Genomic DNA, 25,094 nt, shown 5'->3' with positions numbered 1-25,094 from the left:
TGTGCCTGATCATTTCTTTGCCTCGTGGCAAGTACCGCGCCAGTCGGCGGTGATAGAGTCCGGCCGGCCCAGCTCAGAGGAGGTAACCATGGCGATGACCACGGAAGAGGGTGACCGGCTCGCCGGCCTGCTTACTGAGCATGCCGAGCGGATCGTCCAGCGCTGGACGGAGCTGGTCGCGACCTCGTTGCGTGGCCGGCTCAGCCAGGCGGAACTGCGCCTTCAGGTGCAGGAGCTGCACCGTAGCATGATCAATGCGAGTGCCCGAGGGCTCGCGGACATTTCCTCCGAGTCGGCCGCCGAACTGCGGGCGGTGCTCGGTGAGCTGTCGCGCAATCGGGCCCGGCAGGGCTTCTCCGCCACCGAGACCGCGGTCAGCATCTACGCGCTCAAGCAGGTGCTCGTCGAGCTGGCCGACGCCGCCGACAGCGAACTGTCGCTGCGCGACGTCCTCGCCTTCAACGACGTGGTCGACCAGATGGGCCTGTCCACCTTCGAGACGTACGTGCGGGCCCGCGAGGGCCTGATCGCCGACCAGGCCGAGCAGCTGCTCGAACTCTCCACCCCGGTGGTCAAGATCTGGGACGGCGTGGTCGCCGTGCCGCTGGTCGGCACGCTCGACTCGGCCCGCGCCCAGGTGGTGATGGAGCGGCTGCTGCAGACCCTGGTCGACACCGGCTCGCCGTACGCGATCATCGACATCACCGGCGTGCCGGCGGTCGACACGCAGGTCGCCCAGCACATCCTCAAGACGGTGGTGGCCGCCCGGCTGATGGGCGCCGACTGCATCATCTCCGGCATCCGGCCGCAGATCGCGCAGACCATCGTCGCGCTCGGCATCGAGTTCGGGGACATCGCCACCAAGGCCAGCCTCGCTGACGCGCTGCGGCACGTGCTGCGGCTCACCGGCGTCGAGACCGCTCGCCGCCACCCGCGCCGGGAGGCGTGATGGAGCGGGTGCCGATCCTGAAGATCGGCGACATCCTGCTGGTCTCCATCCAGATCGACATGTCCGATCAGACGGCCGTCGCCCTCCAGGAGGACCTGGCCGAGCGGATCGTGGCCACCGGCTCGCACGGCGTGATCATCGACATCACGGCGCTGGACATCGTCGACTCCTTCGTCGGGCGGATGCTCTCCACCATCGCCTCGATCTCCAAGGTGCTCGACGCCGAGACGGTGGTCGTCGGGATGCGTCCCGCGGTCGCCATCACGCTGGTCGAGCTGGGCCTGTCGCTGCACGGCATCCGGACCGCGCTGAACGTCGAGCGCGGCATGGAGCTGATCGCGGCGAGCCGGGCTGACGACGACTTCGGGTTCGACGACGATCCGGAGGGCGTGGAGTCAGGAACGGCGGCGACATCACCATGACCGCGGGCGTCGACCTGGGCCCGAAAGCACAGGCGATCGGCAGCGACGAGGACGTCGTCCGCGTCCGGCAGCTGGTGCGTACGGTCGCGGTGGCCGCCAAGCTCTCCCTGGTCGACCAGACGAAGCTCGTCACGGCGGCGAGCGAGCTGGCCCGCAACACGCTGATCTACGGCGGGGGCGGCGGTGCCGAGGTGACGGTGGTGGAGGACGGCCGGCGCCGGGGCGTACGGGTGGTCTTCGCCGACACCGGCCCCGGCATCCCCGACCTCGACCTCGCGCTGACCGACGGCTACACCACCGGCGGCGGCCTCGGCCTGGGACTCAGCGGGGCCCGACGCCTGGTCGACGACTTCGACATCCAGACCGTCGTCGGCGAGGGCACCCGGATCACCGTCACCAAGTGGTCCCGGTGAGCAGCCACGCTGTTCCCGATCCCGGCAGCTGGTTCCGGGTCGAGAACAGCAGCGCCGCCAGCTCGGTGCGACGGGCCGCCGAACGCCTCGGTGAGCAGCTCGGCCTCGACCCCAACCGGGTCGCCGAACTCGCCATCGTCGCCGCCGAGCTGACCAGCAACCTGGTCAAGCACGCCGAGGAAGGACTGCTGCTGCTGCGGCCGGTCCGCGACGGCGACCAGGCCGGCGTGGAGCTGATCGCGATCGACTCCGGCCCCGGCATGGCGGACCTGACCGTCTCCTCCCGGGACGGCCACTCCACCACCGGCACCCTCGGCATCGGCCTGGGCGCGATCAGCCGCCAGGCGAGCTGGTACGACGCCTGGTCCCGGCCGGGCAAGGGCACCGTCCTCGCCGTGCAGGTGTGGCCGAAGGCCGCGCCGGTGCGCCCCGCCTGGGCGGCCGGGCTGACCCGGCCGATCAGTGGCGAGCAGGTCAGCGGCGACGGGCACGCCGCACGGGTGATCGAGGGCCGGTACCAGGTGCTGGTCTGCGACGGCCTCGGGCACGGGGCGCTGGCGGGCGCGGCCGCCGACGCCGCACTGGCCGCCTTCCGTACCGCGCCGGCCGCGCCACCCGCCACCGTGGTGCAGCACCTGCACCGCGCGATGACGCACACCCGGGGCGCGGCCCTGGCCGTGGCCGAGCTGGACCCGTCGGCCGGCGTGCTCCGGTACGCCGGGCTGGGCAACATCACCGGCGTCGTCCTCGGGGCCGCCGACGAGCGGCGGGGCCTGGTCTCGCTGCCCGGCATCGCCGGGCACCAGCGACCGTCCGTCCGGGAGTACGACTACGCCTTCCCGCCGGAGGCGACCCTGGTCATGCACAGCGACGGCGTGGTCGACCGGTGGCGGATCGGCGACTACCCCGGGCTGACCGGGCGATCTCCGCTGGTGCTCGCCGCGACGCTGCTGCGGGACGCCGGCGTCCGCCGTGACGACGCCTGCGTCCTGGCGGCGAGGACACCGTCATGAGCGCGGGCGAGCCGCTGCTGCAGATGGCGCTGCGGGTGGAGCAGGACATCTTCCTCGTCCGCCAACGCGGCCGGGAGGTCGCCGCCGCCGTCGGTCTGGAGCACCAGGACCAGGTCCGGCTCGCCACCGCGCTCAGTGAGGTCGCCCGTGATCTGCTGCGTACCGTCGGCGGCGCGGACGTCGCCTTCCATGTGGTGCACGGCCGGGACGGCCGCCGCGCGCTGCGTGTCGACCTCACGCCGGCCAGCCCGCTGCCCGGCGGCCGGTACGAGCCACAGTCGGGCGCGGTGGCGCGTTTGGTGGACACACTGGGGGTGATCAGCGAGGAGGGGGATACGGTCGTGAGGATGTCCCGACGTGTCCCGGCCGCCGCCCAGGCGCTGACCGAGGCGCGGCTGGCCGAGCTGCGCGCCGAGCTCGGGCACAGCGCGCCCGGCAGTGCCCTGGACGAGCTCGCCACCCAGAACGAGCAGCTCATCGCCGCGCTGGACGAGGTCCGCAGCCAGCGCGACGAGCTGGCGGTGCTCAACGCCGAGCTGGAGGAGACCAACCGGGGCGTGATGGCGCTCTACACCCAGCTCTCCGAGGAGTTGGAGGAGACCAACCGCGGCGTGGTGGCGCTCTACGCCGAGCTGGACGAGAAGTCGGCGCAGCTGCGGACGGCGAGCGAGTCGAAGAGCCGCTTCCTGGCCAACGTCAGCCACGAGCTGCGCGCCCCGGTGACCGCGATCATCGGGTTGGGGCGGCTGCTCACCGACGCCGCCTCCGACCCGCTCACCCCCGAGCAGTCCGAGCAGGTGGAGCTGATCCGGGCCTCGGCGGCCGATCTGCTCTCCCTGGTCAACGCCCTGCTGGATCTGGCCAAGGCGGAGTCCGGGCGGATCGAGCCGGAGTGGGCCGACGTCGACCTGCGGGCGGTCTTCGGCCAGCTGCGCGGCACCCTGCGGGCGCTGACCAACCGGTCGGCCGTCGAGTTGGTGGTGGAGGAGCCGCCGGCGCCGGCCGTGCTCCGCTCGGACGAGGTGCTGCTCTCCCAGGTGCTGCGCAACCTGCTGCACAACGCGCTCAAGTTCACCGAGCGCGGCGAGGTGCGGATGACCGCGCAGCGGGACGACGAGCGGTGGCGCCTGTCGGTCTCCGACACCGGCGTCGGCATCCGCCCGGAGCTGCACGAACGGATCTTCGAGGAGTTCTATCAGGTGCCGGGGGCCAGCCGGGTCGGCGGCACCGGCCTCGGCCTGCCGTACGCGCGGCGGTTGGTGACCCTGCTCGGTGGGACGCTGGAGCTGACCAGCGAGCCCGGCCGGGGCAGCACCTTCACCGTCGTCCTACCGGCGAGCGGGGCCTGACGATGGTCGGCGACCAGGCGACGGTGCTGGTGGTCGACGACAGTCGCACCAAGCGTTACCTGCTGGTCAGCTGGCTGACCCGGGCGGGCTTCGTGGTCCGTGAGGCGGAGACCGGCACCGAGGCGCTGGAACGGGTCGCGACGGACCCGATCGACCTGGTGGTGCTCGACGTGCGGCTGCCCGACCTGAGCGGCTTCGACGTCTGCGAGCGGATCAAGGCGGACCACCCGGCGATGCCGGTGATCCACGTGTCCGCGCACGCGGTCGACGTGGTGGACCGGGCGCAGGGGCTGACCCGGGGCGCGGACGCCTACCTGGCCGAGCCGATCGAGCCGGAGGAACTGGTCGCCACCGCCCACGCGGTGCTGCGCTACTACCAGGCGCGGCAGCGCGCGGAGTTGCTCGCCGAGCGACTCACCGGGCTGGCCGACACCACCGTCGCGGTGCACGCCGCCCCGAACTTCGCCCGCCTGCTGGAAGCGGCGGCGGCGGGCGCGGCCGACATCTTCAAGAGCCCGGCGGCGGTGATCGCCGAGACCTTCGACGGCGACTGCCTGGCCGGGATCGCCACCGGACCGGGCGCGAAGCCGACGATCGTGCCCTGGGTGGTGGACGACACCGGCGTACCGACCGGGTCCACCGTACGGGTGAACGACCCGGCCGAGTGGGGCCTGGTGCCCTGGCCGGCGGGGGACACGGTGACGGTGGCCGCCGCCCGGCTGCGCGAGGATCGCGCTCCGCTCTACGTGGTGGTGCCGTCCGCGACCCAGACCGCGCGCACGCCGGTGCTGGTGCAGCTCGCCCAGGCGGTCGCCGCGGCCGTGGAGGCGCAGCGGTCGTTCGACGAGGAGCACCGGATCGCCGTCACCCTGCAACGGAGCCTGCTGCCCCGGCGGCTGCCCGAGGTCGCCGGACTGGACCTGGCCGTCCGGTACGAGCCGGCCAGCGCGCAGACCGAGGTGGGTGGCGACTTCTACGAACTGGTGATGCTCGACGGCCACCTGCTGGTGGCGATCGGTGACGTGGCCGGCCACTCGCTGCACGCCGCCACGGTGATGGCCGAGCTGCGGCACGCCGTGCGGGCGTACGCGGTGGAGGGGCACCAGCCGGGGGTGATCCTGGACCGGCTCAACGAGCTGATGCGCACGCTGCTCCGCAACGAGCTGGCAACCCTCTGCATCCTGCTGCTGCACCCGCCCAGCGGTCGGATCCGGCTGGCCAGCGCCGGGCACCTGCCGGCGTTGGTGAGCGTCGACGGCCGGGTGGACTTCGTCCAGCAGTCGGCGCCCCTGCTGGGCGTACGGGCCGAGCGCCCCGACGACCTGGAGTTCGTCCTGCCGGCCGGCGCGACGCTGGTGCTCTACACCGACGGCCTGATCGAGCGTCGGGACGCCACCATCGACGAGGGGCTGGCCGCGCTGGCCGCGTGTGCCGCCCGGGTGGACGACGACCTCGACCGGTTCTGCCATCGCCTGCTGGTCGAGCTGGCCCCGCCGGAGATCCACGACGACGTCGCCGTGGTCGCCGTCCGCCGCCGCCGCTGACCGCACGGCTCTTTCCCGGCACGCAGGGGTGGCACGAAGAGTGACCTACGGCCGTCCTCACGCAGAGCGACACGACTGGATCCTCCCCACCACCCCTTCACATCCTTTGCTCTGCTGCCTCATCCGCAACACCGCTCTGACGAGCGAACATGGGAATCCCCGCCGGGAGTGGGCCTCCGCGGAACGGTGACTCTCCGCTTGTGTTGCGTGGGCGGCAGCAGAGCAAAGGATGCGGAGTCGGCCTCTGGGGGCGCGGGTGCAGTGACGGTGGGTGAGGTGTGGTGAGGAGTCGCTGCCGGATGGGGGCGCGGTCGGGTCAGCGCAGGGAGCGGACGTAGGCCGTGGGGGAGACGCCGGTGACGGCGGTGAAGTCGCGGACCAGATGGGCCTGGTCGCTGTAGCCGAGGTCGGCGGCGAGCGCGGACCAGTCGGGTGGCCCCTCGGCGGCCCGCTCGATCGCCTCCTGGAGCCGGTAGCGGCGGATCACCCACTTCGGACCGACCCCGACGTGGTCCAGGAAGAGGCGCTGCAATCGGCGGGTGGAGCTGCCGTGCCGGCGCGCAAGGTCGTCCACCCGCAGCACACCGCGGTCGGTGCGGATCGCCTCGGCCAGCGCCATCGCCTCGGTGGCCGCCGGGTCCGGCTCCGGCGCCCAGGCGGTCAGGAAGGCGTCCAGCGCGCGGCGGCGCTCGGTGTCCGTACCCGCGCAGTGGCCCTTGTCCGCCCCGGAGCCGGCGGCGGCCCGGGCGGCGTCGGGGACCTCGGCGAGCGGCCGGCGCTCGCCGGTCAACTCGGCGACCGGGCGTCGCCAGAACGGCCGGAAGCCGCCGGGGCGGAACTGGATCCCGCTGACCCGGCCGGTGCCGGTCAGGGTGATCGAGAAGAGCCGCTGCCCGACGCCGGCGATCTCGGCGGTCTCCGGGCCGCCCTCGACGCGCTGGAAGACGACGTTGACCGCCGGGTGCGGCACCAGCTGCTGCGCGAACGGCGCGCTCAGCGCCCAGTCGATCAGCCAGTAGTGCTCGACCCAGGGGCGCAGCGCGGGGGCCGGCAGGTGCCGGCGAAACCGCACCTCCCGGCGCAGCCGTTCCGGGTCGAGGATGCCCCGGTTGTCCCCGCGTGGCTGTCGCATTCGTTCAAGACCGCCTTCGTACGCTGGCCCTATGGGAACGAAGACTAGCGATCTGCTGGCCGCCGCCGCACCGCGAACCGTGGCGGTGGTCCGGGCGATCACCGACGATCAGCTGGACCTGCCCACGCCGTGCCCGGACTACACCGTCCGGGACCTGGCCAACCACCTGTACGACGTGGTGGTCAACTTCCAGACGCTGGCCCGGCGGCGCGAGGTGGACTGGTCGGCGAAGACGGACCACCTGACCGAGGGGTGGCGGGACCGGTTCGCCGACGAGACCACCCGGCTGGTCGAGGTGTGGGCCGACCCGGCCGCCGAGGAGGGCGCCTCGCCCGGCATGGGGCTGCCCCAGGAGACGGTCGGCCTGATGGGGGTCATCGACCTGGCCGTGCACGGTTGGGACCTGGCCCGGGCCACCGGTCAGCCGTATCAGCCGGCGCCCGAGGTCACCGCCGCCGGTCACCGGTTCCTGGACGAGATGGGCCCGATGGGCCGCCAGATGGGCGCCTTCGGTCCGGAGGTGACGACCGGCCCGGACTGCACCGAGCTGGACCGCCTGCTCGGCCGCGCCGGCCGCGACCCTGCCTGGAGCCGCTGAACCGCATCGACGACGCTTGACACCAGCTATTCACTGAGTGAATAGTGGCCGGGTGTCCACGTCGCACGTCCTGCTGGGGCTGCTCGCCGCCGGGAACCGGCACGGGTACGAGCTGAAGCGTGCCCACGACGCCCGGCTGCCCCGGGCGAAGCCGCTGGCGTTCGGGCAGGTCTACGCGACCCTGGGCCGGTTGGCGCGCGACGGTCTGGTGGTCGCCACCGGGCAGGAGCGCGAGGCCGGCCCGGACCGGACGGCCTACCAGCTCACCGGCCAGGGCCGCGAGGCACTGGACCGGTGGCTGGGCACCGTCGAGCCCCCCGCGCCGTACGTCACCAGCGCGCTCTTCGCCAAGGTGGTGGTGGCGCTGCTGGTCGCCGACGTCAGCGCCGCCCGGTCGTACCTGGTCGCGCAGGGGCGGGCGCACACCGACCGGCTGCGCGAACTCACCGCCGTCAAGACGGCGCCCTCGGCCACCCTCGACGACGTGGTCTCGGCCGACTACGCCATCGCCCACCTCGACGCCGACCTGAGGTGGCTGCGGACCACCCTGGACCGGGTCGCCGACTGGCACCGGGAGGTGCACTCGTGACGCAACTCCAGGCTCGCGGCGTGGTGAAGGCGTACGGGCCGACACCCGCCCTGCGCGGCGTCACCCTCGACGTCGCCGAGGGCGAGATCGTCGCCGTCACCGGCCCCAGCGGCTGCGGCAAATCCACCCTGCTGCACTGCCTGGCCGGGATCCTCCGCCCGGACGCGGGCCAGGTCAGCTGGCGCGGCGAGCGGATCGACACCTGGTCGGAGGCGGACCGGTCCCGGCTGCGGCGCACCGAGTTCGGGGTGCTCTTCCAGTTCGGCCAGCTCGTCGCCGAGCTGACCGCGGCGGAGAACGTCGCCCTCCCGCTGCTTCTCGCCGGCACGGGGCGGCGAGAAGCGCGGGTGGCGGCCCTCGGCTGGCTGGACCGGCTCGGCGTGGCCGAGGTGGCCGACGTCCGGCCCGGCGAGCTGTCCGGCGGGCAGCAGCAGCGGTGCGCCACCGCCCGGGCCCTGGTCACCGAGCCCCGGGTGCTCTTCGCCGACGAGCCGACCGGCGCGCTGGACACGCTCGGCGGCGAGCAGGTGCTCACCCAGCTGGTCCGGCTCGCCCGGCAGCACCGCACCAGCGTCGTGCTGGTCACCCACGAGCCTCGGATCGCCGCGTACGCCGACCGGGAGGTGATGCTCCGCGACGGGGCGGTCGACGCCAGCGGGCTCGGGCTCGACCTGCCGTTCGCCGGTGGTGCCCGGTGACGCCCGCCGTCCTGCTCCGGCTCGCCCTGGCCGGCAACCGCACCGACACCGCCCGGGTGGTGCTGACCGCGCTCAGCGCCGCCCTGGCCACCCTCGCCGGCCTGGCCGCGCTCACCGTGCTGGCCATCCCCACCCCGCCCTGCTGCGACGGCCGCAACATCTCGGAGCAGTACGGCAACGCCCTGCTCCGCGAACCCGGCCTGCGCGGCGGCACCGCGATCGCGCTGCTGCTGCTCACCGTCCCGGTGCTGGCGCTGGCCGGGCAGTGCGCCCGGCTCGGCGCGCCCGCCCGGGACCGGCGGCTCGCCGCCCTGCGCCTGGCCGGCGCCACCCCCGGCCAGGTGACCCGGCTCGCGGTGCTGGAGACCGGCCTGGCCAGCCTGCTCGGGACCCTCCTCGGGCTGGCCGTCTTCCTCGTCGGCCGGCGGCTGCTCGACGCGCCGGACGCGCGGGGGCGGCTCCCGCTCCCCACCGACGTGCTCCCGGCCACCGGAGTGATCGTGGCGGTGGTGCTCGGGCTGCCGCTGGCGGCGGCGCTGGTCGGCGCGGTGCTGCTGCGCCGGGTCACCGCCACCCCGTTCGGCGTGGTGCGCAAGGTCCGCCGGGAACGCGCGCCCGGGCCGTGGGCCGGCCTGCTGATCGTCGGCGGCCTCGCCGCCTTCGCCGCCCTGGACCCGGTGCTCGACTGGTATCAGGACCACCACCGGGAACCCCCGCTGCTGCTACCGCCGCTGCTGCTGCTCGGCGGCGGGCTCGCCGCGCTGACCGGGGTGGTGGTCGGCACCGGCTGGCTGTCGTACACCTCCGGTCGGCTGCTGCACCGGTACGCCCGGCGACCGGCCGCGCTGCTGGCGTCCCGGCGGTTGACCAGCGACCCGTGGGCCGGCAGCCGCACCTTCGCCGCCCTGCTGGCCGCGGTGATCGTGGGTGGCGGCGCGGCCGGGATGCGAGCCTCGTTCGAGGCCCACGCCGAGATCGAACGGCTCACCGGCCAGGACCGAGGCGGCAGCGACGGCTTCTACCTGCGCACGGTGGACCTCGTCGACCTGGCGGTCGGCGTGGCCATGGCGATCGCCGCCGGCGGGCTGATCGTCGCCCTGGTCGAGGGGATCGTCGCCCGGCGGCGGGCGTACGCGGCGCTGGTCGCCACCGGGGTGCCCCGGGGTACGCTCGCCCGGTCGATCGCCTGGCAGGCGCTGGCGCCGGCGGTGCCGGCGGTGGGGCTCGCGCTCACCGTGGGCCTGCTGCTCAGCCGCGGCGTCGCCGGTGACGCGGTGACCGGTGGCGGCTACTCCACCGAGTTCTGCGACGGCGCCGAGTCGCTCTGCGCGGACCCGGCGACCCGGGGGCAGTACCTGCGGACCGGGTGGGTGCCCGAGGTGACGGTGACGCCCGGCGTACCGCTGGGGCAGTTGGCCCTGGTCGGCGCCGGCGCCCTGATCGCGGTGCTGGTGACGGTCGCGGTCGGCCTGCTCCTCCTGCGGGCCAGCACCGCGGTCGAGGAGCTGCGCACGGCCTGACCGTGTAACACCCGGGACGGCCACGGCGCTTGTGATCCGGAAGCCCGCCAGCGGGGGTGGAACCGCGGGCGGCGGGGCAGGGAGATCACCAGATGCACAACCAGCCGGGCGGTGCGCCGCCGGTGTTCGTCGACCGGACCGGAAAGCGGCGCCGGCTCATGACGATCGCCGGCACCGCGATGGGGCTCGGCCTGCTCACCAGCATCGGACTGGTCCTGGCCGGGCTCTTCGGCGACAGCACCGTCCCGCTGCCGGGCTGGACCGACCCCCGGGCGCGGCCACCGATCGAAGCGGGCGTGGACACCCCGGAGGATCTCAGTCAGCCGGGCAGCCCGGCGGCCTCGTCGCAACCGTCGCCGGTGACCAGCACCGCCGCGCCGACGCCCACCGGGACGGCCGGCCCGTCCGTCACCACGACCGCGCGACCGGGGCCCCAGCCGTCCACCAGCGTGCCCGGCCAGGGCGACGTGCGGCGTACCGCCAAGCCCAGCCGCTCGCCCGGCAGGCCCCACTGACGTGGCGCGTCACGTAGCCCGCCGCGACCCGCGGGCCCACTGGGTGCTGCTCCTGCTCGGCCTGTTCCTGCTGCTCGCCGCGCTGACCGTCAACGGGCTGGTCACCGGGCTCGCCGGCGGCTCCGGGCCGTCCGCCGCCCCGGACGTGCCAGCGCCGAGGACGGTCACCGGCGGCGGGCCGGTGCTGCGGCTGGACCAGCCTGAACCGGTCAGCCGGCGGATGCCGGACGGCACGCTGGCGCTCACCTTCGACGACGGGCCGGACCCGCGGTGGACGCCCGAGGTGCTCGACGTGCTGCGCCGGCACGGGGCGCACGCCACCTTCTTCGTGGTCGGCTCCCGGGTCAACGCGCATCCCGAGCTGGTTCGGCGGATCCTCGACGAGGGGCACGAGCTCGGCTCGCACACCTACACCCACGCCGACCTCGCCACGGTCTCCGACCGGCGGGCCGAGCTGGAGCTGTCGCTGACCCGCAAGGCGATCGCCGCGGCCACCGGCCGGGAGGTCACCCTGCTTCGGCCCCCCTTCTCGTCCACCACCCCGACGCTGACCGCCGCCGGGTACGACGCGCTGCGCGCCGCCGCCGGCAGCGGGCACGTGGCCGTGCTCGCCGACCTGGACGCCAAGGACTGGCAGCGCCCCGGCGTACCGGCGATCGTCCGGGCGGCGACCCCGCAGCCGGGGCGGGGCGCGGTGGTGCTCATGCACGACGGCGGCGGTGACCGCGGCCAGACCGTGGCGGCCGTGGACCAGCTGCTCACCCGGCTGTCGAAGCAGGGCTACCGGTTCACCACCGTCTCCGAGGGCGTCGACGCACCGCCGTCGACCGTCCCGGCCGGCGCCGGCACCCGGCTGAGCGGCCACGCGCTGCGCTGGACCCAGACCGGGGCCGAGTGGGCGGCCACCGCGATGAACATCCTGCTCGCCGTCGCGCTGGTGCTCGGCGTCGCCCGGCTCGCCGTGCAGGTGGCCTGCGCGCAGCTGCACGTCCGCCGGGTGCGCCGGCCCCGGCACCCCCGGCCGCCGGTCACCGCGCCGGTCTCGGTGATCGTGCCCGCGTACAACGAGGCGGCGAACATCGCGGCGACGGTGCGGTCGCTGGTGGCCAGCGCGTACCCGACGCTGGAGGTGATCGTGGTGGACGACGGCTCCAGCGACGGCACCGCCGACATCGTCGAGCGGATGGGCCTGCGCGGGGTGCGGGTCATCCGGCAGGCCAACGCCGGCAAGCCGGCCGCGCTGAACACCGGCATCCGGGCCGCCCGGGCCGACCTGCTGGTGCTGGTCGACGGCGACACCGTCTTCCAGCCGGACACCGTGTACCGGCTGGTGCAGGGCTTCGCCGACCGCACCGTCGGGGCGATCTCCGGCAACACCAAGGTCGCCAACCGGCGCCGGCTGCTGGGCCGCTGGCAGCACCTGGAGTACGTGATCGGCTTCAACCTCGACCGCCGGATGTACGACGTGCTGGAGTGCATGCCGACCATCCCCGGCGCGATCGGCGCGTTCCGCCGCGAGGTGCTGCTCGCCGTCGGCGGCGTCCCCTCGGACACCCTCGCCGAGGACACCGACCTGACCATGCAGGTGCTCCGGGCCGGCTGGCGGGTGGTGTACGAGGAGGCGGCGATCGCCTGGACCGAGGCGCCCTCCTCGCTGCGCCAGCTCTGGCGGCAGCGCTACCGCTGGTGCTACGGCACCATGCAGGCGATGTGGAAGCACCGGCACGCGCTGCGCGAGCCGGGGGCCGGGGGCAAGCTGGGCCGGCGGGGCCTGCCGTACCTGACGGTGTTCCAGATCGTGCTGCCGCTGGCCGCCCCGGCGGTCGACGTGTACGCCGTCTACGGCCTGCTCTTCCTGCCCTGGTCGACGCTCGTGCTGGCCTGGCTGGGGCTGCTCCTGCTCCAGGGGCTGACCGCCGCGTACGCGCTGCGACTGGACCGGGAGGGCTTCGGCCCGCTGTGGGCGCTGCCGTTGCAGCAACTGGTCTACCGGCAGGTGATGTACCTGGTGGTGGTGCAGTCGGCGGTCACCGCGGTGATCGGCAACCGGCTGCGCTGGCAGCGGATGGTCCGCACCGGCGAGGCGGCGGCGCTGGTCGGCGCGGCCCCGCCCGGTCGCTCGCGCTGACCGCCCTGGAACGGTGGGGTCAGCGGGAGTCGAGGAGGCCGGCGGACCAGGAGACGGCCAGACCGACCACCGCCGAGCAGCAGCAGATCAGCAGGGTGGCGACGACCACGCCGACGATCAGCCAGGCCGGCCCGCGCCGGGCCACGCCCGGTGCCGCTCCCGCTCCCGGCTCTGCGCCCGGCTCCGGTTCCGGTACGTCCGGACCGGGCGGCTCCTCGTCCGCCCGGCCCTCGTCGTGACTGGTCAAGCCGGCGGCCTCAGGCGCGGCCGAGCTTGTCGAGGATCCAGGCGTTGATGAACGCCTCCTCCCGCCAGGAGTCGTACCGGCCGCTCGGGCCGCCGTGCCCGGCGCCCATCTCGGTCTTGAGCAGGTAGTCGCCCTGCGGGGCGATCGCCCGCAGCCGGGCGATCCACTTCGCCGGCTCGTGGTAGAGCACCCGGGTGTCGTTGAGGCTGGTCACCGCGAGGATGGCCGGGTAGTCCACGGTCGCCACGTTCTCGTACGGGGTGTACGACTTCATGTACGCGTACACCTCCGGGTCGGCGAGCGGGTTGCCCCACTCCTCCCACTCGGTGACGGTCAGCGGCAGCGACGGGTCGAGGATCGAGGTGAGCGCGTCCACGAAGGGCACCTGCGCCACGATCCCGGCGAACGCGTCCGGGGCCAGGTTGGCGACCGCGCCCATCAGCAGCCCGCCGGCCGAGGCGCCCCGGGCGACCAGCCGGTCGGCGGCCGTCCAGCCGGCCTTGACCAGGTGGCGGGCGCAGGCCACGAAGTCGGTGAAGGTGTTCTTCTTGGCCAGCAGCTTGCCCTCGTCGTACCAGCGCCGGCCCAGTTCGCCGCCGCCGCGGATGTGCGCCACGGCGAAGACGACGCCCCGGTCGAGCAGGGAGAGCCGGGCGATGGAGAACCACGGGTCCATGCTGGCCTCGTACGAGCCGTACCCGTAGATCACGCAGGGGGCCGAGCCGTCCTTCGGCGTACCGGCGCGGCAGACCAGCGAGATCGGCACCCGGGTGCCGTCGTCGGCGAGCGCCCAGTCGCGGTGCTGCTCGTAGTCGGCCGGGTCGTACGCCCGCCCGTCCGGCCCCGGCCGGACCGGCTTGCGCCGGCGCAGCACCATCTGGCGGGTGACGAGGTCGTAGTCGTACACCGAGTCCGGGGTGACCAGGGAGGTGTAGCGCAGCCGGATCTCCCGGGTGCGGTACTCCGGGTTGGCGTCCAGGCCGACGCTGTAGATCGGCTCCGGGAAGTCGATGTCGTGGGCGTCGCCGTCGCCGACCGGGATGACCCGCAGGCCGGTGAGGCCGTTGCTGCGCAGCGAGACGACCAGGTGGTCGGAGAACGCGTCGACCGACTCCAGCCGGGTGCCGGGGGAGTGCTCGATCAGCGGCACCCAGTCGCCCGGCGCGTCCGCCGAGGTGTACGCCAGCGCGAAGTCCTCCGCGCCGTCGTTGTGCAGGATCAGGAAACGGTGGCCGTGGTGCTCGACCGTGTACTCGATCCCCTGCCGGCGCGCGGCGATCACGGCCGGCTCGCCGGTGGGGTTGCCGGCCGGGACGACCCGGACCTCGCTGGTCACCTTGCTGTGGATGTCGATGACCACGAAGCGCTCGGAGCGGGTCAGGTCGACGCCGACCCAGAACCGCTCGTCGTCCTCCTGGTGCACCACCACGTCCTCGGTCGACGGGGTGCCGACGGCGTGCCGCCACACCCGGTTGGGCCGCCACGCCTCGTCCACGGTGACGTAGAAGAGCATCGAGGCGTCCGCCGACCAGGCGGTGCCGTAGAAGGTGCCGGGCACCTCGTCGGCGAGCACCTCGCCGGTGGTCAGGTCCTTGATCCGCAGGGTGAACCGCTCGTCGCCGGCGAAGTCCGTCGAGTACGCCAGCCAGCGCCCGTCCGGGCTGACGTCGAACGCGCCGAGGGCGAAGAAGTCGTGCCCCTCGGCGAGCAGGTTGCCGTCGAGCAGCACCTCCTCGCCGTCGAGCGGGGCGCCGTCCGCGCTGACCGGGGGCACGGTCTCGCCGTCGCGGACCGCCCGGCGGCAGTGCACGCCGTACTGCTGGCCCTCGACCGTGCGGGTGTAGTACCAGTAGCCGCCCTTGCGGCTGGGCACCGACAGGTCGGTCTCCTGGGTGCGCCGGCGGGTCTCCTCGAACAGCTCGGCGCGGAGCCCCTCCAGGTGCGCCGTGCGGGCCTCGGTGTACGCGTTCTCGGCGGTCAGGTGGGCGATCGTCGCCGGGTCGTCCTTGGCGGCGAGCCAGGCGTACTCGTCGATGACGATGTCGCCGTGGTGGGTGCGCTCGGCGGGCACCCGGTTCGCGACGGGCGCGGAGGTCTTCTTGGTCACGGGCGTCACGTTACCGGCCGGGCAGCGCCCGGGAGCGGGCCTCTTCGCCCGACCCGCCGCCAGGTCTTTCGAACATGTGTACGATGACCGGCATGGCGGCAGCAGCAGCACGATCCACCGGCGCAATGGAGATCACCCGACGGCTCACCGCGATCTGCGGTCCCTCCTTCGCCCGCTTCGCCGGGGCGGCCGACGAGGTCGCCGGGCGAGCCGCCCGCTGGGTGGCGGTGCCCGGCGGCACCGAGGCCGCCGCCGAGGTGCTGCGGCTGGCCGCCCGGCACGACCTGAGCGTGGTGCCGCGGGGCGCCGGCACGAAGATCGACTGGGGTGCGGCACCGGCCCGGGTCGACGTCATGCTCGACACCGGCCGGCTCGCCGGCCTCGGCCACCAGCCGGTCGGCTCGCCGGTGGCCGAGATCGGCGCCGGCACCCCGCTGCGCGCGGTGCAGTCCATCCTGGAGCGCACCGGCCGGCGGCTGCCGCTGGATCCGTCCTCGCCCGGTGCCACCCTCGGCGGGGTGCTCGCCGCCGACGAGGCCGGCCCGCTGCGCCACCGGTACGGCACCGCCTGCGAGCAACTGATCGGCCTGCGCTGGCTGGACGCCGACGGTGAGCTGGTCAGCGCGGGTGCGGCCGAGCCGCCGGCCGGGCCGGCGCCGGTCGGGCTCGACGTGGGCCGGCTGCTCTGCGGCTCGCAGGGCGGGCTCGGGGTGCTGGTCTCGGCCACGCTGCGGGTGCAGGCCGTGCCGGCCAGCCGGGTCTGGGTGACCCGGCCGGTGTGGACGCCGCTGGAGGTGCACGACCTGGTGTGCGCGGTGCTCGCCGCCCGCCTCGACCCGGCCGCCGTCGAGCTCGACCTGCCCGCCGCCGGGTCCCGGTCGCACCGGCCGGTGCACCCGTCGCTGGCGGCGGCCCGCGCCAACCACCCCTCGATGGCCGGGCGGCGGGGCGAGCAGCCGGCGGTGCGCGGCGGCGCCGGCACCCTGGCGGTGCTGCTGGAGGGGGGCCCGGCCGACGTCACCGAGCGGGCCGAGCGGCTGGTGACGCTCTTCGAGGGCCAGGCGAGCGTGCTGGACGCGGCCCCGCCGTGGTGGCGGCGCTACCCGTTCGGACCGGGCGACACCGCGTTGCGCATCGAGGTGCCGATCACCGACCTGCACGCCGCGGTCTACGCGCTGCGGGACGCGGCCGGCGCCCCGGTCCCGGTGCGCGGCTCCGCCGGCCTGGGCGTGGTGCACGCGGCCCTGCCCGGGGCGCTGCCCGGCGACCGGGTCGCCTCGATCCTCGCCGCCGTCCGCGGGGTGCTGCTCGCCCGGCGGGGGCGGTGCGTGGTGGTCAACGCGCCCGAGCCCGTCCGGCAGGCCGTCGACGTGTGGGGTGAGGCGGCGGTGATTCCCCGGCTCCGGGCGGCGAAGGAGCATCTCGACCCGCACCGGCGGCTCGCCCCGGGCCGCCTGCCCGGCGGGCTGTGAGCGCCGGCGGTCAGTCCAGCCACCACCGCTGCATGTCGTGCAGCGCCGGGGTGAAGCGCAGCACCGTCAGCGCGAGCGTGGTGAGCGTGGCGGCGAGCAGCAGGGCCCGGGCGCGCGGCGGCTGCCGGTCCCGCTCCCGGGCCAGCACCGCCGCGGTGTAGAGGGCCAGCGCCGGCCCGAGCACGACTCCCGCGAGATACAGCAGGGACACGGCCAGGTAGAGCCAGGCGAACGGGTTCGCCCCGCTCATCCCGAACGGCACCATGTCCTTCGGGTCGTACTGGCCGGTGACCATGTCCGCGGGGCCCACCCCGGCACTGGCCATCCGACCCAGGTAGGCCGCCGCCGGCACGACGAGCGCCCCGGCGAGCACGAGGTGCCCGGTGAGGATGACGCCGACCCGCGGGCGGCGTTCCTCACTGACACCCACGACATCCGACATGCGGTCACCGTACTCGCATCGACATACGTGCGACGTCCCCCGCCGCTGATCTGCAGGGCGGCGGCGGCCAGGGCGACGGCTCAGAGGGCGTCGTTGCGGAGCACCAGGATGGCGATGTCGTCCCGGGGCGCCTCCACCGAGAAGTTGATCGCGGTGGCGCGCAGCCGGGCGGCGACCACGTCGGCCGAGTACCCGGCCAGCGGGGCGGCCGCGTCCCGGAGCCGGTCGACGCCGAACAGTTCCCGGCCGCGCCGGCGCTCGGTCACCCCGTCGGTGTAGAAGACCAGCGAGTCGCCGGCCGCGAGGGGGATCTCCGCCGTCGGCGAGGTGATCGTGTCGATCAGCCCCAGCGCGGTGCCGCCGGTGCCGACGAACGCGGCGCCCCCGGTGCCGCGCAGCAGCACCGGGCGGTCGTGGCCGGCCAGGTGCAGCGAGACGTCGAGCTGCCCGTACCGGCCCGGCCGGACGGCGGCGAGCGCGAGGGTGCAGTAACGCCCGCCGCCGCGCTCCACCAGGGTCTCGTTCAGCCGGGCCAGCACCTCGGGCAGCGGCTTGCCGTCGCCGACCAGCACCCGGATCACGTCCCGCACCAGCCCGGTGACCGCCGCCGCCTGCACGCCCTTGCCGGAGACGTCGCCGATCACCACCAGCCAGCGCCCGTCGGGCAGCGGCAGCACGTCGTAGAAGTCGCCGCCGACCTCGGCGTCGTCGCCGGTCGGGACGTACTCGGCGGCGAAGCCGATCCCCTCGACCACCGGCAGCACCGGCGGGAGCAGCGACTGCTGGAGGGTCTGCGCCACCCGGCGCCGCTCGGCGTGGATCCGGGCGTTCTCGATGGCGAGGGCGGCCCGGCGGGCCACGTCCTCCAGCACGGCGATCTCGTCCGGGTCGTGCCGGTGCCGCAGGTGCCGCCCGACCGCCAGGGTGCCCAGCCGCTGGCCGCGGGCGATCAACGGCACGGCGAAGCCCTCCATCGGGGGGCCCAGCGGCACCTGCGCGGCGCTGCGGGACGCCTCCCGCAGCCGGGCCTGGACGGAGTCCGGGCCGACCTCCTGGAGCACCTTGTGCAGCTGGGGCAGCATCGACTCGTCGGCGTGGCTGGAGGCGGCCAGCCGCAGCCGGCCCCACTCGTCGGTGGTGTGCACGGCGCACCACTGGCCGAGCCGGGGCACCACCAGCTGCGGGATCAGCGCCATGGTCAGCTCGACGTCCAGCGACTGGGCGAGCAGCTCGCTCGCCTCGGCGAGGAAGGTCAGCCAGGCCTGCCGGCGGACGTCCGCCCGGCGCAGCCGGTCGTTCTCCAGGTGCAGCGACAGTCGTTCGGCGGCGAGCACGGCGAGCGGTCGGGCGTACGCCGAGGGGGCCGCGTCGAGCTCCAGCTCCCCGGCGTACGGGCGGTGCACCGCCAACGGCACCTGGAGCAGTTCGTTGCCGGGGCGGGGTTGGCGGCCGTACCGGGCCAGCGGCTGGGTGCCCTGCCCGTCGCCCCGGTCCAGCCGGATCACGCCGCCGGCCGCGCCCACCATCTCGGCGACCCGGGTGAGCAGGTCGGCGGCGAAATCGGGCAGCGGGTCGTCGGCGTTCGGGTCGGGGCTGGTCTGGGTCAGCTCGCTCATCGCGGCGGCGCTCGGCGCGGAACTCGCCGCCACGGTGCCGTCCCCGCCGTTCGCGGGGACGTGCTCCATCGCGATCGGGCCGGCCGGCACGGTGCCGCCGGGGCGGTCCAGCCGGAACCAGACCCCCTTGCCGGTGGGCAGGTAGGTCGTCCCCCAGCGGCTGGCGAAGTGGTCGACGAGCAGCAGCCCCCGGCCCCGCTCGGAGACCTCGTCGATGTCCTCGGTGTCGCTGCGGATGCCGACCACCAGCTCGTCCACCGGGCCGGTGGCGAAGTCGGAGACGGTCACGGTGAGCCCGACCGGGTCGGCGACGACCTCGATGTCCAGTTCGGTGCGGGCATGCTCCACCGCGTTGGTGGAGAGTTCGGTGGTCAGCAGCAGCGCCTCGTTGAGCAGCTCGTCGAGGTCGGACTCGGCCAGCACCGAGCGGACCAGCGCCCGTGCGGCGGCGGGCGTACGCCGGTCGGCGGGCAGCCGGACGCGCCGGACGTGCTCATCCCGGCCCCCGTTCGACGCGGGCCCCGTCTCCGCTGACACCCTCGTATCCTCCATCGCCGCCGGGCGGGTGCCAAGCCGGACGGCGCGGCACGGACGGCGCCACACCGGGCGCGCGGCGCACTTCGCGTCCGTGGCATCGACACCCGCGCGGGCACAATGATGGGATGGCGGCGTGTCGGCAAGCGCCGGAGGCCCCGAGCTGAGCGAGGAATGATGAGCGCGAAACAGTCGGTGACCGCGGATCCGTCCGCTTCCGAGCACTCGGCGCTTCTCGTCGAGCTGGCGGAGGCGCTGCGCCGGGTACGGGGCGGCGACTTCAAGGTCCGGCTGCCCCGGCGGGCGGGTGCGGCCGGTGAGGTGGCGGACGTCTTCAACGACGTGGTGTCGATCCAGGAGCGGCAGCACCTGGACCTGCGCCGGATCAGCCGCATCGTCGGCCGGGACGGCCGGCTCACCGAACGCCTCGACGAGGAGGGGTTCGACGGTTCCTGGGCGGAGGGGCAGCGGGCGATCAACTCGCTGATCGACGACCTGGGGCGGCCGACCACCGAGATCGCCCGGGTGATCGTGGCGGTGGCCGACGGCGACCTCTCCCAGCACATGGCGCTGGAGATCGACGGTCGCCCGCTGCGCGGTGAGTACCTGCGCATCGGCCGCACGGTCAACACGATGGTCGACCAGCTGTCGTCCTTCTCCAACGAGGTGACCCGGGTGGCCCGCGAGGTGGGCACCGAGGGCAAGCTCGGCGGCCAGGCCGACGTCCGGGGCGTCGCCGGCACCTGGAAGGACCTCACCGACTCGGTGAACACCATGGCGTCGAACCTGACCGGCCAGGTGCGGTCGATCTCGCAGGTGGCGACGGCGGTGGCCAAGGGCGACCTGTCGCAGAAGATCACCGTCGGGGCGCGCGGCGAGGTGGCCGAGCTGGCCGACACGATGAACTCCCTCACCGACACCCTGCGGCTCTTCGCCGAGCAGGTGACCCGGGTGGCCCGCGAGGTGGGCACCGAGGGCAAGCTCGGCGGTCAGGCGGAGGTGCCGAACGTCGCCGGCACCTGGAAGGACCTGACCGACAGCGTCAACTCGATGGCGTCGAACCTGACCGCCCAGGTGCGCAACATCGCGCAGGTCTCCACGGCGGTGGCCCGGGGTGACCTGTCGCAGAAGATCACCGTGGCGGCGCAGGGCGAGATCCTGGAGCTGAAGGACACCGTCAACACGATGGTGGACCAGCTCTCCTCGTTCGCCGACGAGGTGACCCGGGTGGCCCGCGAGGTGGGCATCGAGGGCAAGCTGGGTGGCCAGGCCCAGGTGCGCGGGGTTTCCGGCACCTGGCGCGACCTCACCGAGAACGTCAACCAGCTCGCCGGCAACCTGACCAGCCAGGTCCGCAACATCTCGCAGGTCTCCACCGCGGTCGCGAAGGGCGACCTGAGCCAGAAGATCACCGTCGACGCGCAGGGCGAGATCCTGGAGCTGAAGAACACCGTCAACACGATGGTGGACCAGCTGTCGTCGTTCGCCGACGAGGTGACCCGGGTGGCCCGCGAGGTGGGCACCGAGGGCAAGCTGGGTGGTCAGGCGCAGGTCAAGGGCGTCTCGGGTACGTGGCGGGACCTGACCGACAACGTGAACTCGATGGCGTCGAACCTGACCTCGCAGGTGCGCAACATCGCCTCGGTCACCACGGCGGTGGCGAAGGGTGACCTGTCGCAGAAGATCACGGTGGATGCCCGGGGCGAGATCCTGGAGCTGAAGTCGACGGTGAACACGATGGTGGACCAGCTGTCGTCGTTCGCCGACGAGGTCACCCGGGTGGCCCGCGAGGTGGGCACCGAGGGCAAGCTCGGCGGCCAGGCCCAGGTGCGCGGCGTGGCCGGCACCTGGCGGGACCTGACCGACAACGTGAACTCGATGGCGTCGAACCTGACCGCCCAGGTGCGCAACATCGCCCAGGTCTCCACCGCCGTCGCCAAGGGTGACCTGTCGCAGAAGATCACCGTCGACGCGCAGGGCGAGATCCTGGAGCTGAAGTCGACGGTGAACACGATGGTGGACCAGCTGTCGTCGTTCGCCGACGAGGTGACCCGGGTGGCCCGCGAGGTGGGCACCGAGGGCAAGCTGGGTGGTCAGGCGCAGGTCAAGGGCGTCTCGGGTACGTGGCGGGACCTGACCGACAACGTGAACTCGATGGCGTCGAACCTGACCTCGCAGGTGCGCAACATCGCCTCGGTCACCACGGCGGTGGCGAAGGGCGATCTCTCCCAGAAGATCACGGTGGACGCGCAGGGCGAGATCCTGGAGCTGAAGTCGACGGTGAACACGATGGTGGACCAGCTGTCGTCGTTCGCCGACGAGGTCACCCGGGTGGCCCGCGAGGTCGGCATCGAGGGCAAGCTGGGTGGTCAGGCGCAGGTCAAGGGCGTCTCGGGTACGTGGCGCGACCTGACCGAGAACGTCAACCAGCTCGCCTCGACGCTCACCACCCAGCTCCGGGCGATCGCCCAGGTGTCCACCTCGGTAACCCGGGGCGACCTGACCCAGCGGATCGCGGTCAAGGCGCAGGGCGAGGTCGCCGAGCTGAAGGACAACATCAACCAGATGATCGTCACCCTCCGGGAGACGACCAAGAAGAACGCCGAGCAGGGCTGGCTCGACTCCAACCTGGCCCGGATCGGCGGCCTCCTTCAGGGCCAGCGGGACCTCGGCGAGGTCTGCCGCATGATCATGATGGAGGTGACCCCGCTGGTCGACGCGCAACTGGGCGCGTTCTTCCTGGCGGACACCTCCGAGGGCGTGATGCGGCTGCGGCTGACCGCCTCGTACGGCTACGTGGCACGCGGCCACGACGTGACCTTCGGGCCCGGGGAGGGGCTGGTCGGTCAGGCGGCGCTGTCCCGCCGCACGATCCGGGTCAACGCGCTGCCCGACGGGCGGCTCACCCTGCGCTCCGGGTTGGCCGAGACGCCCCCGGCCGACCTGGTCGTGCTCCCGGTCCTCTTCGAGGGCGAGCTGCTCGGCGTGATCGAGTTCGCCAGCGTGGCCCGCTTCTCCGAGCTGCACCTGGCCTTCCTGGAGCGGCTGGTGCTGACCACCGGCATCGCGGTCAACACCATCCAGGCCAACCGGCGCACCGAGGAGCTGCTGGCGCAGTCGCAGCGGCTGGCCCTGGAGCTGCAGGACCAGTCGGCGGAGTTGCAGCGCACCAACGCCGAGCTGGAGGACAAGGCCAAGCTGCTCTCCGAGCAGAAGGGCAACATCGAGACCAAGAACCGCGAGATCGAGCTGGCCCGGCTTGGCCTGGAGGAGAAGGCGCAGCAGCTCACCCGGGCCTCGGCGTACAAGTCGGAGTTCCTGGCCAACATGAGCCACGAGCTGCGGACGCCGCTGAACTCGCTGCTGCTGCTGGCCCGCCTGCTGGCCGAGAACTCGGAGCAGAACCTCAGCCGCAAGCAGATCGAGTTCGCCCGCACCATCCACAGCGCCGGCTCCGACCTGCTCTCCCTGATCGACGACATCCTGGACCTGTCCAAGATCGAGGCGGGCCGGATGGACGTCCAGCCGACCGAGATCCGGTTCGACGAGATCCGCGGGTACGTCGAGCAGGCGTTCGCCCCGCAGGCCGAGGAGAAGGGCCTGGACTTCCAGGTACGGGTGGCCAAGGAGCTGCCGCCGGCGCTGGTCACCGACGCCCAGCGGTTGCAGCAGGTCCTGCGCAACCTGCTCTCCAACGCGATCAAGTTCACCGACAACGGGGCGGTGACGTTGCGGATCGCGCCGGCGCCGGAGAACGCCGTGTTCGACGTGCCGGCGCTGACCAACGCCCGGCAGGTGATCGCGTTCACCGTGATCGACACCGGCATCGGGGTCTCGGACGACAAGCTGTCGCTGATCTTCGAGGCGTTCCAGCAGGCCGACGGCACCACCAGCCGCCGCTACGGCGGCACTGGGCTGGGGCTGTCGATCAGCCGGGACCTGGCCCGCCTGCTGGGCGGCACGATCACGGTCACGTCGGCGCCCGGTCAGGGCTCGACGTTCACGCTCTTCGTACCCGACGTGCTGGCGCCGGACGCGGTGGTGGCGCCGCCGCCCCCGTCGCCGCAGCGCGCGGGCCTGCCCTCGTCGTTGCTGATGCCGCCGATGGAGCTGCTGCCCCAGCCGCCGGAGGCCCCGGCCACCCGGCAGCTCGACGGTGCCACCGTGCTGATCGTCGACGACGACGTACGTAACGTGTTCGCGCTGACCTCCGCGTTGGAGTTGCACGGCATGGCCGTGTTGTACTCGGACAACGGGGCGGATGGTGTCCGCCTGCTGGCCGAGCATCCGGAGGTGGACATCGTGTTGATGGACGCGATGATGCCGGATCAGGACGGATACGAGACCACCAGGCAGATCCGCCGCAACCACCGCTTCGCGGACCTGCCGATCGTCTTCCTGACGGCGAAGGCGATGCCGGGTGACCGGGAGTCGGCACTGGCGGCCGGGGGCAGTGACTACATCACCAAACCGGTCGACCTGGACGAGTTGATCGAGCGGATGGCGTCGTGGATCAGCGGCAGCCGAGGCGAGGAGAGTTCGTGACGCAGACAGCCAAGGCGCTGCTGGTGGACGACCGGCGGGAGAACCTGATGGCCCTGGAGGCCATTCTCCAGGGGCTTCCGGTGCAGTCGGTCGCCGTGGAGAGCGGCGAGGCGGCGCTGAAGCAGTTGCTGGTGGACGACTTCGCGGTGATCCTGCTCGACGCTCAGATGCCGGACATGGACGGGTTCGAGACCGCCAGCCACATCAAGCGGCGGGAGCGGACCCGGCACGTGCCGATCATCTTCCTCACCGCCGCCGACAAGGACGCGCAGCTCGCCCTGCGCGGCTACGCGGTGGGCGCGGTCGACTACCTCACCAAGCCCTTCGACCCGTGGGTGCTGCGGGCCAAGGTGTCGGTCTTCGTGGAGCTGTGGGTGAAGACCCGGCAGCTCGCCGCGCAGTCCGACCTGGTGCGGGAGCGGGACGCCCAGTGGCGGGTGCTCACCGACGCGGTGGACGAGGCGTCCTCGCTGCTGCGCGCCAACGACGACCTGGAAACCCGCGACCGGGCGGTGGAGATCCTGGAACAGGCCCGCTGGGGCAACACCGCCTGACCCACCCCACCCCACCCCCGAAGACCCACGCTCTTACCGAGAAAGAGTGGCCATTCCCGCGCGGATGGCCACTCTTTCTCGGTAAGTGCGTGCAGGTGGGGCCGGGCGGGGGTCAGGTGTCGGTGGGGCGGAGGTGGCCGGTGGCGGCGCGGCGGGCGCGCCAGCGTTCGCCGAGGGAGTCGATCTCCTCCTGGACGAAGACGAAGAAGTCGCGCATCTCGGCGACCCGCTCGCCGCCCGGGGTGGCCGGGCCGTGCAGGGCGTCGACCCCGGCGGTCGCGACGTCGATGAAGTTCTTGTAGATGCCGGTCTTGGTGATGGTGGCCTCGTACCAGGGGTTGTCGGGCACCCGGTAGCGGTCCCGGCGGGAGCGGGGCACCGGCTCCCGCAGCAGCATGCCGAACTGGGTGAGGTAGCGGACGGCGCCGGAGACGGCTGCCGCGCTCACCCCCAGCCGTTCGCCGATCTCGCCGGCGGTCAGCGGCTCGTCGGCGCTCATCACCGTGAACAGCACCCGGGCGGCCATCCGGGGGAACCCGACCTCGGCGAAGGCCATCGCCATCCGTTCGACGAAGAGGTGGATCTCCTCGGCGTCGGGGGCGGCACGGCGGTCGTCGGTCATCGGTGGGTGCTCCTCACTGCGGGTCGGACATCGACTATGCCCCGGACCTCAGTAGCTTCACGACTTTGTGAAACGAGTGTAGCTT

General features: G+C 73.4%; 21 protein-coding genes. 15 read left to right on the top strand and 6 right to left on the bottom strand.

Annotated elements, in window-relative coordinates; translation table 11 throughout:
- Positions 1 to 88: 88 nt before the first annotated feature.
- Genes GA0074696_RS01030 through GA0074696_RS01005 form a run of 6 tightly spaced genes read left to right on the top strand, consistent with a single transcriptional unit; the run spans position 89 to position 5,690 of the window.
- Positions 89 to 949, top strand: coding sequence for an STAS domain-containing protein (locus tag GA0074696_RS01030; RefSeq protein WP_088959355.1), 861 nt, complete (start codon positions 89 to 91; stop codon positions 947 to 949).
- Entirely contained in the window at positions 949 to 1,371 is a 423-nt protein-coding gene (locus GA0074696_RS01025; RefSeq protein WP_088959354.1) for an STAS domain-containing protein, read from the top strand. Before GA0074696_RS01030 ends, GA0074696_RS01025 begins: the two co-directional genes overlap by 1 nt.
- On the top strand, positions 1,368 to 1,784 hold the full coding sequence (locus GA0074696_RS01020) for an ATP-binding protein (protein WP_088959353.1): 417 nt from the start codon (positions 1,368 to 1,370) through the stop codon (positions 1,782 to 1,784). Before GA0074696_RS01025 ends, GA0074696_RS01020 begins: the two co-directional genes overlap by 4 nt.
- Entirely contained in the window at positions 1,772 to 2,797 is a 1,026-nt protein-coding gene (locus GA0074696_RS01015) for a SpoIIE family protein phosphatase (RefSeq protein WP_407940530.1), read from the top strand. The genes GA0074696_RS01020 and GA0074696_RS01015 overlap by 13 nt, the downstream gene beginning before the upstream one ends.
- Entirely contained in the window at positions 2,794 to 4,146 is a 1,353-nt protein-coding gene (locus GA0074696_RS01010) for a sensor histidine kinase (protein ID WP_088959352.1), read from the top strand. The genes GA0074696_RS01015 and GA0074696_RS01010 overlap by 4 nt, the downstream gene beginning before the upstream one ends.
- Positions 4,147 to 4,148: 2 nt before the next feature.
- Positions 4,149 to 5,690, top strand: a complete 1,542-nt coding sequence (locus GA0074696_RS01005; protein WP_088959351.1) for a SpoIIE family protein phosphatase — start codon at positions 4,149 to 4,151, stop codon at positions 5,688 to 5,690.
- Between the two features lie 316 nt (positions 5,691 to 6,006).
- On the opposite strand, the gene GA0074696_RS01000 is transcribed toward GA0074696_RS01005, so the two are convergent.
- Positions 6,007 to 6,822, bottom strand: coding sequence for a helix-turn-helix domain-containing protein (locus tag GA0074696_RS01000; RefSeq protein ID WP_088959350.1), 816 nt, complete (start codon positions 6,820 to 6,822; stop codon positions 6,007 to 6,009).
- A gap of 31 nt (positions 6,823 to 6,853) precedes the next feature.
- Here GA0074696_RS01000 and GA0074696_RS00995 point away from each other — a divergent pair, with 31 nt between their 5' ends.
- The 6 genes from GA0074696_RS00995 to GA0074696_RS00970 all read left to right on the top strand — a co-directional run bounded on the left by GA0074696_RS00995 (position 6,854) and on the right by GA0074696_RS00970 (position 12,870).
- Positions 6,854 to 7,420, top strand: a complete 567-nt coding sequence (locus tag GA0074696_RS00995; protein WP_088959349.1) for a TIGR03086 family metal-binding protein — start codon at positions 6,854 to 6,856, stop codon at positions 7,418 to 7,420.
- A 52-nt stretch (positions 7,421 to 7,472) separates the two neighbouring features.
- Positions 7,473 to 8,009 carry a PadR family transcriptional regulator gene (locus GA0074696_RS00990; RefSeq protein ID WP_088959348.1) on the top strand — a complete coding sequence of 179 codons (537 nt, stop codon included), beginning with the start codon at positions 7,473 to 7,475 and terminating at the stop codon, positions 8,007 to 8,009.
- On the top strand, positions 8,006 to 8,707 hold the full coding sequence (locus tag GA0074696_RS00985) for an ABC transporter ATP-binding protein (RefSeq protein ID WP_088959347.1): 702 nt from the start codon (positions 8,006 to 8,008) through the stop codon (positions 8,705 to 8,707). Before GA0074696_RS00990 ends, GA0074696_RS00985 begins: the two co-directional genes overlap by 4 nt.
- Complete coding sequence (locus GA0074696_RS00980) at positions 8,704 to 10,227, top strand: FtsX-like permease family protein (RefSeq protein ID WP_088959346.1); 1,524 nt, start codon at positions 8,704 to 8,706, stop codon at positions 10,225 to 10,227. The genes GA0074696_RS00985 and GA0074696_RS00980 overlap by 4 nt, the downstream gene beginning before the upstream one ends.
- Positions 10,228 to 10,319: 92 nt before the next feature.
- Positions 10,320 to 10,742, top strand: coding sequence for a hypothetical protein (locus GA0074696_RS00975; protein WP_088959345.1), 423 nt, complete (start codon positions 10,320 to 10,322; stop codon positions 10,740 to 10,742).
- A gap of 1 nt (position 10,743) precedes the next feature.
- Positions 10,744 to 12,870, top strand: coding sequence for a bifunctional polysaccharide deacetylase/glycosyltransferase family 2 protein (locus GA0074696_RS00970; protein WP_088959344.1), 2,127 nt, complete (start codon positions 10,744 to 10,746; stop codon positions 12,868 to 12,870).
- A gap of 19 nt (positions 12,871 to 12,889) precedes the next feature.
- Here the strand turns inward: GA0074696_RS00970 and GA0074696_RS30600 are convergent, their stop codons facing one another.
- Both GA0074696_RS30600 and GA0074696_RS00965 read right to left on the bottom strand, forming a co-directional pair.
- Entirely contained in the window at positions 12,890 to 13,117 is a 228-nt protein-coding gene (locus tag GA0074696_RS30600; protein ID WP_157745747.1) for a hypothetical protein, read from the bottom strand.
- 10 nt (positions 13,118 to 13,127) lie between these two features.
- On the bottom strand, positions 13,128 to 15,224 hold the full coding sequence (locus GA0074696_RS00965; RefSeq protein WP_088959343.1) for a S9 family peptidase: 2,097 nt from the start codon (positions 15,222 to 15,224) through the stop codon (positions 13,128 to 13,130).
- Positions 15,225 to 15,316: 92 nt separating this feature from the next.
- On the opposite strand from GA0074696_RS00965, the gene GA0074696_RS00960 reads away from it, so the two are divergent.
- Complete coding sequence (locus GA0074696_RS00960; protein ID WP_231925216.1) at positions 15,317 to 16,696, top strand: FAD-binding oxidoreductase; 1,380 nt, start codon at positions 15,317 to 15,319, stop codon at positions 16,694 to 16,696.
- Positions 16,697 to 16,706: 10 nt separating this feature from the next.
- Here GA0074696_RS00960 and GA0074696_RS00955 read toward each other — a convergent pair whose 3' ends face one another.
- Together GA0074696_RS00955 and GA0074696_RS00950 are read right to left on the bottom strand one after the other, a co-directional pair.
- Complete coding sequence (locus tag GA0074696_RS00955; RefSeq protein ID WP_157745746.1) at positions 16,707 to 17,138, bottom strand: hypothetical protein; 432 nt, start codon at positions 17,136 to 17,138, stop codon at positions 16,707 to 16,709.
- 80 nt (positions 17,139 to 17,218) lie between these two features.
- Positions 17,219 to 19,306, bottom strand: a complete 2,088-nt coding sequence (locus GA0074696_RS00950) for a SpoIIE family protein phosphatase (protein ID WP_172894118.1) — start codon at positions 19,304 to 19,306, stop codon at positions 17,219 to 17,221.
- Positions 19,307 to 19,462: 156 nt separating this feature from the next.
- Here GA0074696_RS00950 and GA0074696_RS00945 point away from each other — a divergent pair, with 156 nt between their 5' ends.
- The gene (locus GA0074696_RS00945) at positions 19,463 to 23,833 is read left to right on the top strand and encodes a HAMP domain-containing protein (protein WP_088959339.1); all 4,371 of its coding nucleotides are present in this window, start codon (positions 19,463 to 19,465) and stop codon (positions 23,831 to 23,833) included.
- Entirely contained in the window at positions 23,830 to 24,387 is a 558-nt protein-coding gene (locus GA0074696_RS00940) for a response regulator (RefSeq protein ID WP_088959338.1), read from the top strand. The genes GA0074696_RS00945 and GA0074696_RS00940 overlap by 4 nt, the downstream gene beginning before the upstream one ends.
- Positions 24,388 to 24,499: 112 nt before the next feature.
- Here the strand turns inward: GA0074696_RS00940 and GA0074696_RS00935 are convergent, their stop codons facing one another.
- Complete coding sequence (locus GA0074696_RS00935; protein WP_088959337.1) at positions 24,500 to 25,009, bottom strand: GbsR/MarR family transcriptional regulator; 510 nt, start codon at positions 25,007 to 25,009, stop codon at positions 24,500 to 24,502.
- Between the last annotated feature and the right edge of the window lie 85 nt (positions 25,010 to 25,094).

The organism is Micromonospora purpureochromogenes (assembly GCF_900091515.1).
Lineage (GTDB): Bacteria > Actinomycetota > Actinomycetes > Mycobacteriales > Micromonosporaceae > Micromonospora > Micromonospora purpureochromogenes.
This window is presented reverse-complemented; position numbering and strand designations above follow the sequence as displayed.